General features: G+C 69.6%; 13 protein-coding genes. 8 read left to right on the forward strand and 5 right to left on the reverse strand.

Annotation, left to right across the window (positions count from 1 at the left end):
- The first annotated feature begins 24 nt into the window (after positions 1–24).
- Together dnaJ and FKO37_RS04355 are read left to right on the forward strand one after the other, a co-directional pair.
- Positions 25–1,209: a molecular chaperone DnaJ gene (dnaJ, locus tag FKO37_RS04350; RefSeq protein ID WP_037808903.1), complete on the forward strand. Its 1,185-nt coding sequence runs from the start codon at positions 25–27 to the stop codon at positions 1,207–1,209.
- A 5-nt stretch (positions 1,210–1,214) separates the two neighbouring features.
- Positions 1,215–1,649: a heat shock protein transcriptional repressor HspR gene (locus FKO37_RS04355; RefSeq protein ID WP_037808901.1), complete on the forward strand. Its 435-nt coding sequence runs from the start codon at positions 1,215–1,217 to the stop codon at positions 1,647–1,649.
- 42 nt (positions 1,650–1,691) lie between these two features.
- Here the strand turns inward: FKO37_RS04355 and FKO37_RS04360 are convergent, their stop codons facing one another.
- A complete protein-coding gene (locus tag FKO37_RS04360) occupies positions 1,692–2,264 on the reverse strand; it encodes a TetR family transcriptional regulator (RefSeq protein WP_037808899.1) in 573 nt (190 codons plus the stop codon).
- 100 nt (positions 2,265–2,364) lie between these two features.
- Between FKO37_RS04360 and FKO37_RS04365 the strand changes: the two genes are divergently transcribed.
- Positions 2,365–3,297, forward strand: coding sequence for an SDR family oxidoreductase (locus FKO37_RS04365; RefSeq protein ID WP_238603785.1), 933 nt, complete (start codon positions 2,365–2,367; stop codon positions 3,295–3,297).
- Here FKO37_RS04365 and FKO37_RS04370 read toward each other — a convergent pair.
- Both FKO37_RS04370 and FKO37_RS46860 read right to left on the reverse strand, forming a co-directional pair.
- Positions 3,294–3,953: a response regulator transcription factor gene (locus FKO37_RS04370; protein ID WP_238603786.1), complete on the reverse strand. Its 660-nt coding sequence runs from the start codon at positions 3,951–3,953 to the stop codon at positions 3,294–3,296. The genes FKO37_RS04365 and FKO37_RS04370 overlap by 4 nt on opposite strands.
- Positions 3,946–4,989: a sensor histidine kinase gene (locus FKO37_RS46860; RefSeq protein ID WP_238603787.1), complete on the reverse strand. Its 1,044-nt coding sequence runs from the start codon at positions 4,987–4,989 to the stop codon at positions 3,946–3,948. The genes FKO37_RS04370 and FKO37_RS46860 overlap by 8 nt, the downstream gene beginning before the upstream one ends.
- Before the next feature lie 250 nt (positions 4,990–5,239).
- Between FKO37_RS46860 and FKO37_RS04380 the strand changes: the two genes are divergently transcribed.
- Positions 5,240–5,938 (forward strand): hypothetical protein, encoded by a 699-nt coding sequence (locus tag FKO37_RS04380; protein ID WP_134664325.1) that lies wholly within the window; start codon positions 5,240–5,242, stop codon positions 5,936–5,938.
- On the opposite strand, the gene FKO37_RS04385 is transcribed toward FKO37_RS04380, so the two are convergent.
- Together FKO37_RS04385 and FKO37_RS04390 are read right to left on the reverse strand one after the other, a co-directional pair.
- Positions 5,939–6,631, reverse strand: coding sequence for a dienelactone hydrolase family protein (locus FKO37_RS04385; RefSeq protein ID WP_238603788.1), 693 nt, complete (start codon positions 6,629–6,631; stop codon positions 5,939–5,941).
- Positions 6,632–6,635: 4 nt separating this feature from the next.
- Positions 6,636–7,814, reverse strand: coding sequence for a globin domain-containing protein (locus tag FKO37_RS04390; protein ID WP_199817392.1), 1,179 nt, complete (start codon positions 7,812–7,814; stop codon positions 6,636–6,638).
- 344 nt (positions 7,815–8,158) lie between these two features.
- Between FKO37_RS04390 and FKO37_RS04395 the strand changes: the two genes are divergently transcribed.
- The 4 genes from FKO37_RS04395 (at position 8,159) to clpB (ending at position 14,817) form a co-directional block, all read left to right on the forward strand.
- A complete protein-coding gene (locus FKO37_RS04395) occupies positions 8,159–8,644 on the forward strand; it encodes a MarR family winged helix-turn-helix transcriptional regulator (protein WP_037808892.1) in 486 nt (161 codons plus the stop codon).
- 38 nt (positions 8,645–8,682) lie between these two features.
- A complete protein-coding gene (locus FKO37_RS04400) occupies positions 8,683–10,803 on the forward strand; it encodes an MFS transporter (protein ID WP_238608213.1) in 2,121 nt (706 codons plus the stop codon).
- 138 nt (positions 10,804–10,941) lie between these two features.
- Positions 10,942–12,129: an MFS transporter gene (locus tag FKO37_RS04405; protein WP_037808891.1), complete on the forward strand. Its 1,188-nt coding sequence runs from the start codon at positions 10,942–10,944 to the stop codon at positions 12,127–12,129.
- A gap of 93 nt (positions 12,130–12,222) precedes the next feature.
- A complete protein-coding gene (gene clpB / locus FKO37_RS04410; RefSeq protein WP_037808889.1) occupies positions 12,223–14,817 on the forward strand; it encodes an ATP-dependent chaperone ClpB in 2,595 nt (864 codons plus the stop codon).
- The last annotated feature ends 24 nt before the right edge of the window (positions 14,818–14,841 follow it).

A 14,841-nucleotide genomic window follows, 5' to 3' on the forward strand; every position in this document is an offset into this window, starting at 1 on the left:
TGCAGCGAAAGGAGGAGACACCCGATGAGTGCTCGGGAGTGGATCGGCAAGGACTTCTACAAAGAGCTGGGTGTCTCCTCCGACGCGACCGCGGACGAGATCAAGAAGGCCTACCGCAAGCTGGCCAAGGAAAACCACCCGGACGCCAACGCGGGCAACACCGCGGCCGAGAACAAGTTCAAGGCCGTGTCCGAGGCGTACGGCGTGCTGTCCGACCCGGCCAAGCGCAAGGAGTATGACGAGGCGCGCACGCTCTTCGGCTCCGGCGGCGCGGGCGGATTCGGCGGCTTCCCCGGTGGCGGCGGCGCCGGCGGGTTCGACATGAGCGACCTGTTCAACCAGGCGGGCGCGCAGGGTCAGCAGGGCGGTTTCGGCGGGCTCGGCGACATCCTGGGCGGCATTTTCGGCCGCGGCCGGGGCGGAGCCGCCGGTGCCACGGCGAACCGGCCGCAGCGCGGCGCGGACGTCGAGACCGACGTGCGGATCGATTTCCTCGAGTCGGTCAAGGGCGCGACGCTGCCGTTGCGGCTGTCGAGCCCGGCCACCTGTTCCACCTGCGGCGGCAACGGCGCGAAGCCGGGCACCTCGCCGCGGGTCTGCCCGACCTGCAGCGGGTCCGGGCTGGTCAGCCGGAGCCAGGGCGCGTTCGCGTTCTCCGAGCCGTGCCAGGACTGCCGCGGCCGGGGCAAGATCATCGACGACCCGTGCCCGGAGTGCGGCGGCGAGGGTGTCAGCACCCGCACCCGCACGCTCACCGTGCGCATCCCGCCGGGCGTGAAGGACGACCAGCGGATCCGGCTGGCAGGCCAGGGCGAACCCGGCCGGGGCGGCGCGCAGGCGGGCGACCTGTACGTGCGCGTGCACGTGGCCCCGCACAAGCTGTTCGGGCGCAAGGACCTCAACCTCACGCTCACCGTGCCGGTGGACTTCACCGAACTCGCGCTGGGCACCACGGTCACGGTGCCGACGCTCGAAGGCAAGGTGTCGCTCAAGGTGCCCGCGGGTACCGCGAGCGGACGAGTGTTGCGAGTGCGCGGAAAGGGCATTCAGAAGCGGGACGGTGCGCAAGGCGACCTGCTGGTCACCCTGGAGGCGGCGGTCCCGGCGAAGCTCGACGACGCGGCGCGGTCGGCACTCGAGGCCTACGCCGAGGCGATGAAGGGCCACGACCCGCGGCCTGAGATCACCGAGTTGCTCGAAGGCAGGTGAGGGTGATGTTCGGCGGTAATCCGGGACTCCCGCACGGCGCGGACGAGGACACCCCGGTGTTCGTGATTTCGGTGGCGGCCCAGCTTTCCGGGCTGCACGCGCAGACGCTGCGCTCCTACGACCGGCACGGCCTGGTCTCGCCGGGCCGCACCGCCGGCGGCGGGCGGCGCTACTCGCTGCGCGACATCGCCCTGCTGCGCGAGGTCCAGCGCCTTTCGCAGGAGGACGGGGTCAACCTGTCCGGCATCAAGCGCATCATCGAACTGGAGAACCAGGTCGACGCGCTGCAGTCCCGGGTGCACGAGTTGACCGAAGAACTCGCCGCCGCGTACGCGGCCGCCGAACAAGCCGCCGCCGCGGTGCACGCGTCCTATCGCAAGGATTTGGTGCCGCTGCGGCAAACCACCTCGCTGGTGGTCTGGAAACCCAAGCGCCGCTGAGCATTTCTTCACGGCCCTCCCGCCTGGTGCGGGAGGGCCGTTTTACTGTCCTGAGTGGACTTCCGCGAGCGTGTGCAGGTCAGCGAACGCCTCCGCCAGATAGTCGTCGAGACTCCTTGAGGGATCGCTGATCCACGCCTGCGTGGCGTGATGGAACGTCGCCCATCCGGCATGTGCCGCCAGCCGCGCCAGCCGGTCTTCGACTCCGCGCTGCCGCAAGGCTTCCGCGAGTGCTTCTGCGATGGTCGCCGCCTTGGCCAGATTGCGTTCGCGCAGCGTCGGCGTCTCGGCGATCAAATCGCGGCGCGGCTCGGCGAACGGCAGGTTGCGCTCCATGATCCGCCCGGCCTTCGTGAAGGCGCGCAGCAGGATTTCCAGCGGCGCGAGGCCTTCTGGGGCATCGGCGACCGACTGGGTGAGGTCCTCGCGCAGGTCGGCTTCGCCGTCGAAGAGCACCTCGCGTTTGTCCGGGAAGTGCCGGAAGAACGTGCGCTCGGTGACGCCTGCCCGGGCGGCGATCTCCGCGGTGGTCGTCTTGTCGAACCCGTTTTCCCGGTACAGCTCCAGCGCCGCCTGTTTGAGGCGGCTGCGCGCTTCTGCTCCGCTCCGTGGCACGTCCCGAGCCTACCCGGCTTTTGCGGCAGTGACTGACGCCACATTGCGTCAGTCACTGTCGCTACGCGTAGAGTCAGTGACTGACACTAAGGAGCCTTTCATGCATGTCTTCGTCACGGGCGGCTCGGGCCAGACCGGTCCCGCCGTCGTCGCCGAGCTGGTCCGGGCCGGACACTCGGTCACCGGGCTGGCTCGTTCGGACGCCTCCGCCGCGCGGCTGGAATCGCTCGGCGCGACACCGCACCGGGGGTCGCTCGACGACCTCGACAGCCTGCGCCGCGGTGCCGAAGCCGCCGACGGCGTGCTGCACATGGCCCAGGGCGGCAGCTACGCCGATCCCGACGACCTCATCCGCCGCGACTGCGAGGCGATCGATGCGCTGGGCCAGGCCCTGGTCGGCACCGGAAAACCGTTCGTCAGCACGTCGGGCACCCTGGTGCTGAAGGCCGACCAAGTCAGCACCGAACTCGACCCGGCCGATCCGAATTCGGTCGCCTACTTCCGCATCCCCGGCGAGCAAACGTGTCTCGGATTCGCCGACCGTGGCGTCCGGGCCAGCGTGGTGCGGCTCGCGCCGACTGTGCACGGACCGCGCGACCACGGCTTCATCCCGGCACTCATCGCAGGCGCGCGTCGAGCAGGCGTTTCGGCATACATCGGCGATGGCACGAACCGCTGGCCCGCCGTCCATCGCGAGGACGCGGCGGTGCTTTTCCGGCTGGCGCTGGAGAAAGCGCCTGCCGGGAGCATGTTGCACGGGGTCGGGGAAACCGTCGAGATCAAGAGCGTCGCGGAGAAGATCGCGCAGTTGCTGGATATCCCCACGGCATCCTTGACTCTCGAAGAAGCCGCCGAACACCTCGGCAACCCGTTCCTGGCAAGGTTCTTCTCGCTCGACGTGCCCGCCTCCAGCGCGCACACCCAGGAGCTGCTGGGCTGGACGCCGAACCACGCGACGTTGCTGGAAGACCTGGAGGCCGGCGACTACTTCACCCCCGAGGCCAGCGACCGCGCCGAGGCGGTGTGGCGCTAGTTCCGGGCGCGCACCAAACCGGATTCGTACGCCACGATCACCAGCTGCGCGCGATCCCGGGCGTCGAGTTTCGCCAGCAGCCGTCCGATGTAGGTCTTCACCGTCGCCATCGACAGCTGCATCCGCTCGGTAATCTCCACATTGGACAGTCCGCTCGCCACCAGCGTAAGCACCTCGCGTTCCCGCGGGGCCAAGGCAGCGACGTCCGCGCGCGGCGGAGCGTCCGGGATCCGCGCGAACTGCGCGACCAGCCGCCGGGTGATGGACGGGCCGAGCAACGCGTCCCCGGCGGCCACCACGCGCACCGCCGTGCACAAGTCGGCCGGCCGGGTGTCCTTGAGCAGGAATCCGGTCGCTCCGGCGCGCAGTGCGGCGAAGACGTGCTCGTCCAGGTCGAACATGGTCAGCACCAGCACCCGCACGTCCGGCGCGCGCTCGCCGATCAGCCGGGTCGCTTCGATGCCGTCCATCACCGGCATCCGGACGTCCATCAGCACCACGTCCGGTTCTTCCGTCACCGCCAGCTCGACGGCCTCGGCCCCGGTCGCGGCTTCGCCGATTACGGTGAAGTCCGGTTCGCTGTCGAGCAGCAGCCGGAAACTTCCGCGCAGCAAGGCTTGGTCGTCCGCGACGACGACCCGGATCTGGTCATTCATCGGCGCACCGCAGCGTGGCGGCGACGCGGAACCCGCCGTCCTGGCCAGGTCCGGCGACCAGTTCGCCGCCGTAGAGGGTGACGCGTTCGCGCATGCCGGTCAGTCCGTGCCCGAGCCGCAGTTCGCCGATCGGGGCCGTGCCGTCGTCGGTGACCTGGATCCGGACCTCTTCCGCGGCGACCGCCACGACCACCCGGCACCGGGCCGGCGCGGCATGCTTCACGACGTTCGTCAACGCTTCCTGCACGATCCGGTACGCGGCCAGCGCGACCGGTTCCGGCACTTGCGCGGTACCGAGCACGGACAACTCGACGTCGACCCCGGCTTGCCGCGCGCGTTCGGCGAGCTGCGGCAACGCGGCGAGCGGATCGGCCGGGGTTTCGTCGGTCTCGTCGCGCAACACCTGCAGCAACCGCCGCATCTCGCCGAGCGCCGCGCGGCTGGTCTGCTCGATCACCCGCAACGCGTCGCGCGCTTCCTCCGGGCGGCTGTCCGCGACGTGGTTGGCGACCCCCGCCTTCACCGCGATCAAGCCCATCCCGTGGGTGACGACGTCGTGCAGTTCGCGCGCGATCCGGACGCGTTCGTCGACCAGGATCCGGTGTTCGCGTTGCCGTTCCTGCCGCGCCGTTTGCGCGCGCCGGGACCGCACCGCTTCGGCGAGCCCCCAGGTGAGCAACGCCAGCGGGACACCGAACGCGTACCACCACTGCCCCACGACCGCGGTAGCCGCCGACATCGCCGCGACCCCGCCCGCGGCTGGCAAAGTCCGCGGCGGACGTACGAGGTACAGCACGGCGGCCGCACCGACGAACGGATCCCACAGCAGCTCGAAAGCCCCGGCAGCCGCGGAAACGACCACGGTGCCGATCAACAGCGGAACCGGAGCCCGCCGCCGCAGCAGGACCGCGGCGGCGATGAGCGTCGCGATCACCGCGGACACGGGCAGCCGCCAGGGCTCCTCGCCGATCAGCAGGTTTCCGGCAAGCCCCACATCCACGACGAGCAGGCCGGCCGCCAGCGCGACGTCGCTCACTCGCAGAGGGGACATAGTCTGCCGATCGTTGCTGATCCGGCCGCCGCCACGGCCGAATGACTTCGCTGCGAAGGTTACGTGCCGCTTCAGGTCGGCCTGCTTTCGGTCGGATGGGCAACCCCACGTTAGCCAGTGCGGCGGGCGCGCACATCGTGCTGTGGTGGGTCATCCCCTGGGCTGATTCCGCGGCGGGGAACTGTCCGCCCCGGACCGATGTGCGCGGGGCGCCCGGCCGGGCACGGTGAGCGGCATGTCGACCTTTCCCGGCCCTCGCCTCGGCGGAGCGGCGCTCGTCCTCGGCCCGGTGCTCGTGCTCGCCGGCGTGCTGCTGCGCCTGCCGTATCCGTTCTTCTTCCCGCACCAGCTAGCCGCTTCGGTGCAGCATCCAGCCCAGATGACCGCGGCTGCGACCTGTTTCGTGGCCGGTCAGGTGGTTCTGCTCTTCGCAGTGTCCACAGTGGTCCGGCAGATCGCGATGCGGAAGCCGCGCTGGGCGGCGTGGTCCGGTGCTCTGGTGCTGATCGGTCTGGCGGAGCGGGTCTTCCATGGCGGATTCGACCAGGCCGCAACGGATCTCGCGCGGCACCGCGGAGCGGATTACGCGACCGCGTTCGTCGCGGACGCCTACGGCGACCTGCACCTGTTCAGCTTCTTGTCGTTCACGATCATGTTCGGCTGGCCGCTGCTGGCTTTCGCCGCCTATCGCGCCGGAGTGCTCGGGCGGGTGCGCGCAGTAGCACTCGCCGCGGCGATGCTCATGCCGCTCGGTGTCCTCAAAGGAACGACACCGTGGTCGATCGTCGCCGCGGCCGGGCTGTGCGTTGCGCTGGTGCCTCCCGGCGTCCAACTGCTGAAACAAGCCGAACGCCCGGACCGACGCACGTTCGGCCTCGCCTGCCTCGGCGCGGTCGCGGTCGGCGCGCTCGGCTACGTGAGCACGCTGGGCTGACTACTTCAGGTGCTCGCCGAAGAACGCCATCACGCGTCGCCAGGCGTCGGAATCCGAGGGCTCGTGGTAGCCCATTCCGGCGACCCGGGCGACCGCGGCCAGCGGTGCGGGCCGGTAGTGGTTCGCGAAACCGTGCCCGGCGTCCGGATATTCCTTGACATCGTGCGGGATTCCGCGTTCGGTGAGCGCGGCGTCGAGCTTGGCCGCGGCACCGCGCAGCGAGAGGTCCTTGCCGCCGAAGCTGCCGACGATCGGACAGGCACCGTCCAAAATAGACAGATCTTTCGGCAGTGCGCCGTAGTACGGAGCGGAAGCGTCGAACTCCCGCGAGGCAGCCACCAACGCGAACCCGCCGCCCATGCAGAACCCGACGACGCCGACCTTGCCGGTCGCGTCGTCCCGTCCGGCGACGAGCACCCGCGCCGCCTCGATGTCCGCGAACGCCCGGCCCTCGCGGGCGAGCATCTCCTGGAAGGTCCGCTTGACGCACCGGATCATGCCGCCGCGCGAGTACAGATCGGGGCTCAGCGCGAGATATCCCGCGGCGGCGTACCGGTCGGTGATCTCGCGCGCGTCCTGGTTGAGCCCGAAAATGTCGTGGATCAGCACGACCGCCGGGAACGGGCCGTCGCCGGACGGCACCGCCAGATAACCGTCGATTTCCCCGTCGGCCACCGGAATCCGGATGTCCATCGCCTCAGTCCGCCGTGAACGGGTCGTATTGGATCTGGTCCAGCGCGCTGCCCGCGACCAGCATCCGCGACACCGTCGCGCGGATCATCGCCGGCGAACCGGACACCAGGATGTCGTGGTCCGGCCACGCGCCGTACCGCGTGACCGCCTCGGCGAGCGTGCCGTGTTCGCACCCGGGCAGATGGTCGCCGCGTTCGACGACCGGGGTGATGGTGAGCCACGGGTTGGTCGCGGCGAGCGCACGCAGTTCTTCCAGGTCGTAGAGGTCTTCACGGGTCGGGCCGCCGTAGAACAGCCGGGTCTTCGGGTTCTCGCCCCACAGTGCGAGGTGGTCGAGAATCGCGCGCAGCGGCGCGACCCCGGTGCCGCCCGCGACCATCAGCACCCCGCGCGACTGCTCGCGGTTGACGGTCATCCGGCCCAGCGGCGGACCGAGCCGCCAGACGTCGCCCGCCTGCGTGTGGCTCACGATCGCCCGCGACACCCAGCCGCCGTCGACCGCGCGCACGTGGAATTCGATGCCGCCGTCCTCGCGCGGCGCGTTCGCCGGCGACAGATACCGCCACAACCGCGGCCGCTGCGGCACCTCGACGCTCATGTACTGACCGGGCGAATACGGCACCGGCTGGTCCGGGATCACCCGCACCAGCGCGAGATCCCAGGTGAGCCGCCGGTGCTCGACCACGGTCGCCGACCACGACGCCGGGTTCTCGTCCGCCGCCGCGGCCTCCTGCATCGCGCGCGCGACGATGGTGAACGCCTCCGCCCACGCGCGCTCGACCTCCGGCGTCCAGTCCGGGCCGAGGTGGTTTTTCAACGCGGCCAGCAGCGCGGTCCCGACGGCCTCGTAATGCTTGGGCGCGACGCCGAACTTGCGGTGGTCGCGGCCGAGCTGGCGCAGGAACGGCAGCAGGTCGTCCGGCCGGTCCACCATCTGCACGACGCGGGCCAGCGCGCGGATGATGCGCCCGCCCTGCACTTCCATGTTGATCGGGAAGAAATCGCGCGTGGCGGGCGCGAGGGTGAACAGCATCCCGTAGAAGAACTGCGAGATCTCCGGCGCGTACGGCTCCGATTTGGCCCAGGTGTCGCGGATGAGCTGCACCATCGCGACGACGGCGGCGGGCGCCTGCCGGGGCGCGGCTGAGGTCCGCGGGAGCGGGCTGATCGAATCGGCTGTCATCGGGCTGTCGTCGTTCATGGGTCGGGACCGGAGGCCGGGGGGTTGGGAGGGAAGGGTCACGAGAGCAGGGCGGCCGAGGTTGTCGGATTCGGCTCGCGCCGCCGCGCGGGGGAATTCGCCACTCCTGCTCCTCGTTGTCCACGACGTGCTCGCCGCGTCGGCATCGCGGGGCGTCTGGTCCGCAGAGTAGCCGCACTGAGGCGGAAAGCCCGCATCGTTGCTCCGGTCGGGTTACCGGCCAGTCAGGACGTGGGGCAGCTCACCGATTAGATAGTTGTCCTACGCAACCTTCGGCAGCTAAACTTGTAGAATACAAGCAAGTGGGCACAGGCCCGGGAGGAACGATGAGCCCAGCTGACGACGTGCGGCTCGAACTGCTGCGGGAACTGAAGGCGTCCGCCCAGCTCCAGCACCTGTGGATCATGCAGGCGTGGCAGAACGAGCCAGGGCTGCACCCGGCCTCGGCGATGCTGCTGTCCGACCTCGCCAAGCACGGCGAGGCCCGTCCGTCCGAGGTCGCGAAGCGCAGGCTCGTCGACCTGTCGGTGATCAGCAGGCAGATCGCCCAGTTGCAGGCCGCCGGTCTGATCGAGCGCCGCCCCGCCCCCGAGGACGGGCGCGCGTCGCTGATCAGCGTGTCCGAGGCCGGCCTCGCCCGGCTCGAACTCTGGCGCAAGCAGTACCTCGAGTTCTTCGAGACGGCACTGGGCGGCTGGGACGAGGACCGGATCTCCGGCCTCACGTCGCAGCTCGCCGAATTGAACGAAGGTCTGCGCGCGACGCTCGGCCCGTCCGGGTACTGCGCCGGCGCGCCGCAGTCGGGAAAGTGAAGTAGCGAAAAGTGGAAACCACCGCATCCGGGCAGCCGATGACGCACCGGGAAATCCTCAAGGCCTTCACCGGCCTTTTGCTGGCCCTGCTCGTGGCGTTGCTGTCGTCGACCATCGTGTCCAACGCGCTGCCGACGATCCTCGCCGACCTGCACGGTTCGCAGAGCGAGTACACCTGGGTCGTCACCGCGACGCTGTTGACGTCGACCGCGACCACCCCGATCTGGGGCAAACTCTCCGACCTGTTCAGCAAGAAACTGCTGTACCAAATCGCGATCGTCGTCTTCACCGTCGGATCGGCACTGGGCGGCATCGCGCAGTCGATGCCCGAACTCATCACCTACCGCGCGCTGCAGGGCATCGGGCTCGGCGGGCTGCAGGCGCTGATCCAGGTCGTCATCGCGGCGATGATCGCGCCGCGCGACCGCGGCCGCTACACCGGTTACACCGGCGCGGTGTTCGCCGTCGCGACCGTGTCCGGCCCGTTGATCGGCGGGCTGATCGTGGACTCGCCGCTCGGCTGGCGCTGGTGCTTCTGGGTGTGCGTGCCGCTGGCCGTCGTCGCGTTCATCGTGCTCGGCCGGACGCTGAAGCTGCCGGTGCTCAAGCGCAAGGTGCGGATCGACTGGCTGGGCGCGACCCTGCTGGTCGGCGGCGTCGCGCTGCTGCTGATCTGGGTTTCGCTGGCGGGCGGCAGCTTCGGCTGGGTTTCGTGGTCGAGCGCCGCGTACGTCGGCGGTGCGATCGTCGCGCTGGCGCTGGCGGTTCTCGTCGAATCCCGGGTCGCGGAGCCGGTGGTTCCGCTGCGGCTCTTCCGCAACCGCACCTTCACGCTGTCCGTGCTCGCCTCGCTGGCGGTCGGCACCGCGATGTTCGGCGGTTCGGTGTTCCTCGGCCAGTACTACCAAATCGCGCGCGGTTTCTCGCCGACGCACGCCGGCCTGATGACGCTGCCGATGGTGCTGGGGCTTGCCGTCGCCTCCACCGGCGCGGGGCAGGTCATTTCCCGCACCGGGCGCACCAAGCCGTTCATGGTCGCGGGCGGGGTTTCGCTGCTGGCCGGGCTGTTCCTGCTCTCGACAGTGGACCACGCGACGAACCTGACGCTGATGGGCGTCTACCTCGCGCTGGTCGGCCTCGGACTGGGCTTCCTGATGCAGAACCTGGTTTTGGTAGTCCAAAACACGGTCGCGATGAATGACATCGGTTCGTCGTCCTCGGTCGTCACGTTCTTCCGGTCGCTCGGCGGCGCGGCGGGCGTGTCCGCGCTCGGTGCGGTGCTCGCCGCCCGGGTGGCCACGAACATCGCGAACTCCCTGTCGCAGATGGGTATTCACTCGGGCGGCGCAGTGTCCGGCGGTGGCGGCACGTTCGCCATCTCGTCGCTCCCGCCGGCGCTGCAGCCGGTGGTGCGCGGGGCCTTCGGCGACGCGACCGGCACGGTGTTCTTCGTCGCGGGCTGCATCGCCGTGGTCACCTTCCTCGCGGTGCTGTTCATCAAGGAGGTGCCGCTGCGCCGGACGCTCGACGCGGACGCGCCGGCACCGGCTCCGGCGGCGGTTTCGGTCGAGGCCGTCTCGGTGGTCGAAGCTCCGGTCGAGATGACCTCCGTGCTGCGCGGCCGGGTTCTCGACGCAGGCGGTCGACCGGTATCGGGTGTCGTGCTCACGCTCACCGACATGACCGGGCGTCAGGTCGACGTCGGCCGTACGGGACGTACGGGCGCGTACGAGTTGTCGGCGGACACTGTGGGCGAGCACGTCCTTCTGGCGACAGCTGGTTCGACGCGGCCCGCGGTGTCGACCGTGCGGCTTAACGGCAACGCGCGTTGGCACGACTTGCTGTTGGACAGCCAGGGCGCCATCTCTGGTCGCGTACGCGCGGCCGGTCGCCACGCTGCGGTCGCAGGCGCGGTCCTGACACTTACGGACCGGCTGGGCATTGTCACCGCAACGCACATCGCGGGCGGCGACGGCGCGTACCGCTTCACGGGAATCGAACCGGGCGCCTACACGCTCACTGTGTCCGCACACGGATACACGCCGCACGCCGAGACGATGACGGTCGGCGACGGTGCGGCGGCACAGCACGATGTCGAACTGAGCGAGGCTGTTGAACGAGAGTTCGTTAGGCACCAAGGAACACTCAGCGTCGACTAAAGGAGCTCGTGAGTGTTTGTCGCGGTTCTCGCCGCGGTAGACACTCACGAGCTTTCTACTGGGAGTGGCATTTGCCGCCAAGCGATGCGCCCTCCCGGCCCTGCCTCGTCCCCCTCTCCCGGAGGTAGCGTCGAATATGTGACGCGAAGCAGGGTCGCGATGTTGCTGGCAATGGGGATCGACAACTTCGGTTCCGGACTTTTCCTTCCGCTCGCACTGCTTTACGTGACGCGGGTGATCGGAATCCCGCTCGTCGAAGCGGGCACCGCGGTCACTTTGGGCACCACGGCGGGGCTTCTCATGCCGCCGCTGGCCGGGCGGCTGGTGGATCGCGCTGGGCCGAGAGCCGGAGTTCTTGCCTCGCAACTGTTGCAGGCCGCCGGAATCAGCGCGTATTTGTTCGCGCACGACATCGGCGGAGTTGTGGTGGCCGCCATCCTTCTTGGTGCCGGGCAACAATTGTTCTTCAGCTGTCTGTTCGCGCTCGTCGCCGCGGTCGCCGGGGACGTGCCGAAGGACCGGCCGTTCGCCGAGGTCGGAATGGTGCGCGCGGGCGGGTTCGGGCTCGGCGGGCTGATGTCGTCGGCGCTGCTCACCTGGTTCGGCGACAGTGGTTACCCCATCGCGCTCTTCGTGGACGTGCTGACTTTCCTCGCGGCGGCGGGCCTCGTCGCGGTGTTCATCCCGCCCGGCCGCCGGTTCGCGCCCGCGGCGCGCGTGCGCAGCGGGGTGTGGCGCAACCGCCCGTACCTGACTCTGATCTTGCTGAGCGGGCTGTTCGGGCTGTCGCTCGACTTCTTCCTCATCGGCACCCCGGTGTTCGTGCTCGACCGATTGCACGCGCCCACCTGGCTGCCCGGCGCGATCCTGTTCCTGCTGACCGTGCTGACCAGTGCCGGCGGCACGGTCGCGCTGCGGCTCACCCGGGGCCTCAGCCGGATCAGCGCGATGCGCGCCGGGTCCGCGCTGTTCGCCGCGTGGTGCCTGACGAGCGTCGGCGTGCTGCTGGTTCCGCGAAGCTGGCAGGTGCCGTACCTGCTGGCCGCCACGCTCGTGTTCGCCGCCGGCGACCTGGTGTTCGGGCCGCGCTCCGGCGCGCTCGCCGAGGCCGCCGCGCCGCCCGAAGCGAAGGGCCGTTACCTCGCCGCGTTCCAATACGCGTTCACTGTGGCTCAGGTGCTCGCTCCAGCGATCGTGTCGTTGTTTTCCGTGGCGGCTTGGTTACCCTGGGTGCTGGTCGGGGGTTGCGCTTGCCTTGCCGCGCTCGGGCTCGGCAGGCTGGGACCGAGGCTGCCCGCGGCCGCGGTGGCACCAATTCAGAGTTGAGCGGAACAGACTCAACTTTGCTGACGTTATACCTGTCGACGGGCCTTGGTCGGGCCTGTCACCAGGTATTTCCACAAACGCATGAGGTGAGGGATGGACGCTTTCAACCCGACCACGAAGACCCAGCAGGCGATCTCGTCCGCGGCGCAGGCGGCCACCGTGGCCGGCAACCCGCACGTGTCGGCCGCCCATTTGCTGGGCGCCCTGCTGGCGCAGGGTGACGGGACCACCGCACCGCTGCTGACCGCGGTCGGGGCGGACCCGGAGACGGTGCACAAGGAGCTCGAGCCGATCATCAACGGACTGCCGTCGGCGACCGGCGCGACCGTGTCGACGCCGCAGTTCGACGCGCCCGCGGTCAAGTCGCTCTCGCAGGCGCAGAAGCTCGCCACCGAACTCGGTGACGAGTACGTGTCGACCGAGCACCTGCTCGTCGGCCTCGCCACCGAAGGAGCCCAGGTCGCGGACCTGCTCAAGCGGCACGGCGCCACGCCGGACGCGCTGCGCGAAGCGTTCGCGAAGGTGCGCGGGTCGGCCCGGATCACCAGCGCGGATCCCGAAAGCACGTTCAAGGCGCTGGAGAAGTACGGCGTCGACCTGACCGAGCGGGCCCGTTCCGGGGAACTCGACCCGGTCATCGGCCGCGACACCGAGATCCGCCGCGTCGTGCAGGTGCTTTCCCGGCGCACCAAGAACAACCCGGTGCTGATCGGCGAACCGGGCGTCGGCAAGACGGCGATCGTCGAGGGCCTCGCCCAGCGGATCGTCGCGGGCGACGTGCCGGAATCGTTGCGCGGCAAGCGAGTCGTCGCACTCGACCTCGGGTCGATGGTGGCCGGAGCCAAGTTCCGCGGCGAGTTCGAGGAGCGGTTGAAGGCTGTCCTCAAGGAGATCACCGACTCCGCGGGCGAGGTCATCACGTTCATCGACGAGCTGCACACCATCGTCGGCGCGGGTGCGACCGGCGAGGGCGCGATGGACGCGGGCAACATGATCAAGCCGATGCTCGCCCGCGGCGAGCTGCGGATGGTCGGCGCGACCACGCTCGACGAGTACCGCCAGCACATCGAGAAGGACCCGGCGCTGGAGCGCCGTTTCCAGCAGGTGCTGGTCGGCGAGCCGTCGCCGGAGGACACCATCGCGATCCTGCGCGGGTTGAAGGAGCGCTACGAGGTGCACCACGGGGTCCGGATCACGGACGCCGCGCTGGTCGCCGCCGCGACGCTGTCGGACCGCTACATCACCGCGCGGTTCCTGCCGGACAAGGCGATCGACCTGGTCGACGAGGCCGCCTCGAAGATCCGCATGGAGATCGACTCGCGTCCGGTGGAGATCGACGAGGTCGAACGGGCCGTGCGGCGCATGGAGATCGAAGAGATGGCACTGTCCAAAGAGGACGACGCCGCCTCTCTCGAACGGCTCACCGCGCTGCGCGCCGAACTGGCCGAGAAGCGCGAGGAACTCACCGCGCTGACCGCCCGTTGGCAGAACGAGAAGGGCTCGATCGAGACCGTCCGTGAGCTGAAGGAGCAACTGGAGCAACTGCGCGGCGAATCGGAACGCGCCGAACGCGACGGCGACCTCGGCAAGGCCGCCGAGCTGCGGTACGGCCGGATTCCGGTGCTGGAGAAGGAGTTCGAGGCCGCGATGGCCGCGAACGAGGCCAGCAAGCAGAACGTCATGCTGAAGGAAGAGGTGGGCGCGGACGACGTCGCGGACGTGGTCAGCGCGTGGACCGGCATTCCCGCCGGACGGCTGCTGGAAGGCGAGACGGGCAAGCTGCTCCGGATGGAGGAGGAGCTGAACCGCCGCGTCATCGGCCAGGACCAGGCGGTCCAGGTCGTCGCGGACGCCGTGCGGCGCGCACGGGCGGGCGTTGCCGACCCGGACCGGCCGACCGGCTCGTTCCTGTTCCTCGGCCCGACCGGCGTCGGCAAGACCGAGCTGGCGAAGGCGCTGGCGGAGTTCCTGTTCGACGACGAGCGCGCGATGCAGCGCATCGACATGAGCGAGTACTCCGAGAAGCACTCGGTGGCCCGCCTGGTCGGTGCTCCCCCGGGTTACGTCGGCTACGACCAGGGCGGCCAGCTGACCGAAGCCGTCCGGCGCCGCCCGTACACGGTGGTGCTGCTGGACGAGGTCGAAAAGGCGCACCCGGACGTGTTCGACGTGCTCCTGCAGGTCCTCGACGACGGCAGGCTCACCGACGGACAGGGACGGACGGTGGACTTCCGGAACACCATCCTGATCCTGACGTCGAACCTCGGCTCGCAAGCGATCGCGGACCCGGCACTCGACGAACGCCAGCGCCGCGACGCGGTGATGGAGGTCGTGCAACGGCAGTTCAAGCCGGAATTCCTGAACCGGCTGGACGACATCGTGGTGTTCCACGCGCTCGGCACCGAGCAACTGACGTCCATTGTGGACATCCAGGTCGCCCGGCTCGCCAAGCGGCTCGCCCAGCGCCGTTTGCACCTCGAGGTGACCGACGGCGCCCGGGAATGGCTGGCGTTGAACGGCTTCGACCCGATCTACGGCGCCCGCCCGCTGCGCCGCCTGGTGCAGTCGGCGATCGGAGACCAGCTGGCCAAGCAACTGCTCGCCGGCGAAGTCCGGGACGGGGACACGGTGCGGGTGGACCTGCCGGAACTGGAAACCGGTGACACGCTGACGGTGTCGCGGGTCTGAGTGTGGTTGGTGAGGGCCTCCTCG

Origin of the sequence: Amycolatopsis sp. Poz14 (assembly GCF_006704225.1) — a bacterium.
Classification (GTDB): domain Bacteria; phylum Actinomycetota; class Actinomycetes; order Mycobacteriales; family Pseudonocardiaceae; genus Amycolatopsis; species Amycolatopsis nivea.

What these genes read in the sequence shown, in the direction of transcription:
- dnaJ (WP_037808903.1), top strand. Translation starts at nt 25, where the DNA reads ATGAGTGCTCGGGAGTGGATCGGCAAGGACTTCTACAAAGAGCTGGGT.
- FKO37_RS04355 (WP_037808901.1), top strand. Translation starts at nt 1,215, where the DNA reads ATGTTCGGCGGTAATCCGGGACTCCCGCACGGCGCGGACGAGGACACC.
- FKO37_RS04365 (WP_238603785.1), top strand. Translation starts at nt 2,365, where the DNA reads ATGCATGTCTTCGTCACGGGCGGCTCGGGCCAGACCGGTCCCGCCGTC.
- FKO37_RS04370 (WP_238603786.1), bottom strand. Translation starts at nt 3,953, where the DNA reads ATGAATGACCAGATCCGGGTCGTCGTCGCGGACGACCAAGCCTTGCTG.
- FKO37_RS04380 (WP_134664325.1), top strand. Translation starts at nt 5,240, where the DNA reads ATGTCGACCTTTCCCGGCCCTCGCCTCGGCGGAGCGGCGCTCGTCCTC.
- FKO37_RS04385 (WP_238603788.1), bottom strand. Translation starts at nt 6,631, where the DNA reads ATGGACATCCGGATTCCGGTGGCCGACGGGGAAATCGACGGTTATCTG.
- FKO37_RS04390 (WP_199817392.1), bottom strand. Translation starts at nt 7,814, where the DNA reads ATGACAGCCGATTCGATCAGCCCGCTCCCGCGGACCTCAGCCGCGCCC.
- FKO37_RS04395 (WP_037808892.1), top strand. Translation starts at nt 8,159, where the DNA reads ATGAGCCCAGCTGACGACGTGCGGCTCGAACTGCTGCGGGAACTGAAG.
- FKO37_RS04400 (WP_238608213.1), top strand. Translation starts at nt 8,683, where the DNA reads ATGACGCACCGGGAAATCCTCAAGGCCTTCACCGGCCTTTTGCTGGCC.
- clpB (WP_037808889.1), top strand. Translation starts at nt 12,223, where the DNA reads ATGGACGCTTTCAACCCGACCACGAAGACCCAGCAGGCGATCTCGTCC.